This window comes from Ochrobactrum sp. SFR4 (genome assembly GCF_019730395.1).
GTDB lineage: Bacteria > Pseudomonadota > Alphaproteobacteria > Rhizobiales > Rhizobiaceae > Pseudochrobactrum.
In genome coordinates, this window is sequence record NZ_JAAPBB010000046.1 from 1 (window position 1) to 1,517 (window position 1,517).

A 1,517-nucleotide genomic window follows, 5' to 3' on the forward strand; every position below is an offset into this window, starting at 1 on the left:
TAAATCAACCCATAAACCGAGCCGGAAAATCCAATCTTCAAAAGCACAATTAGTCTCAAATCATTCGACGACGGACATGCCAAACTACTAAAGCATGGACTAATACCCAGCTGAGAGCAGTTAAGGTTACAGTGCTTAATTGAGGCGGAAACCCACTTAACAAAACGCCCCAAAGTGTTCAGACAAACCGAGCCACCTCTCTTCTACTTTAGCAAAACTGTGCCAGAGCTAGTTTGAATGAACATAGAAATTGTACAGCTCTAAACCGAAACAAGTCCACATCTTATTGTGATGATTTTACATCACGTATTACTTTTTTCTCTGAGCCGAGCGTGGATTGACGCATTTATTAGGCGGTCAATACGATAATAATTTTTCTGAATTATCATTCTATCCTTTTCATTATCAGTCATGGTTCTGCATTGCTCGAAAGCTGTTATGTCTGCAAGGCGAATGCTGCCTGCAGGCTGATAGAGAGAGTAACTTGCGATGCGTTGTTGAATTGCGCAATATATCTTTAAGGTAGAAATAATGATTTCAGTAATTAAACTACCCTCTCAGAATACAAAGATGTCTGATCTTTCCGAAATAACCATACAGACTCAAAAACGACCGCCCCATCAGGGTGGGCGCATGACCAAATGGAAGGGCATTGTTGCAAGCTTTGCGCCGTCATCGCGGATCGTCGCGGGAGCAATCGGAATATTTATGATCGGTTCCACTACTGCCGCAGCTCAAACCTTCACAGGCAATCAAACTACCAATGGGCCGTTTTCCAGCGGAGTACAGAATTTCCGTGACACAAGTACGTTGAATGCCTCGACCACCAATGCTGTCAGCGGGGGCTTTCAAAATTTCAATGAATCGGGCGCGCTGAACGCCTCGGCGATCAATGCCATCAGCGGCGGTGGACAAAGCTTCTACAACACGAGCGTACTGAATGCTTCGGCCGCCAATGCCATTAGCGGCGGAATACAAAATTTATACGAAAAAAGTATGCTGAATGCTTCGGCCGCCAATGCCGTCAGCGGCGGTGTGCAGACCTTCCACAACACGAGCACGCTGAACGCCTCGATCACCAATGCCGTCAGCAACGGGGAGCAGATTTTATTCGACACGAGTGTGCTGAACGCTTCAGCGAGCAATGCTGTTAATGGCGGAAAGCAGACTTTCAACAATACAAGCGCACTGAACGCCTCGGTCACTAATGCCGTTAGCGGTGGGGAGCAGTTTTTCAAACACTATAGCGTGTTGAATGCTTCAACGAGCAATGCCATCAGTGGTGGTGCCCAGAGTTTCTTTGACCTAAGCGTACTGAATGCCTCAGCCGCCAATGCTGTCAGCGGCGGAGCACAGGGTTTCAACGACACGAGCGTGCTGAATGCTTCGGCTACCAATGCTGTCAGCGGTGGAGAGCAGTACTTTAGTGGGGCGAGTTTACTGAACGCTTCAGCGAGCAATGCCGTCAGTGGCGGACAACAGAATTTCTCTGACACAAGTGTGCTAAATGCTTCCGC

The 1,517-nt window shown here is 47.7% G+C and carries 1 protein-coding gene; it reads left to right on the top strand.

All coding sequences use genetic code 11. The features are described from left to right. Positions 1-633 precede the first annotated feature (633 nt). A partial coding sequence (locus HBA93_RS17705) for a hypothetical protein (protein ID WP_221724168.1) occupies positions 634-1,517 on the top strand: 884 nt, incomplete at its 3' end.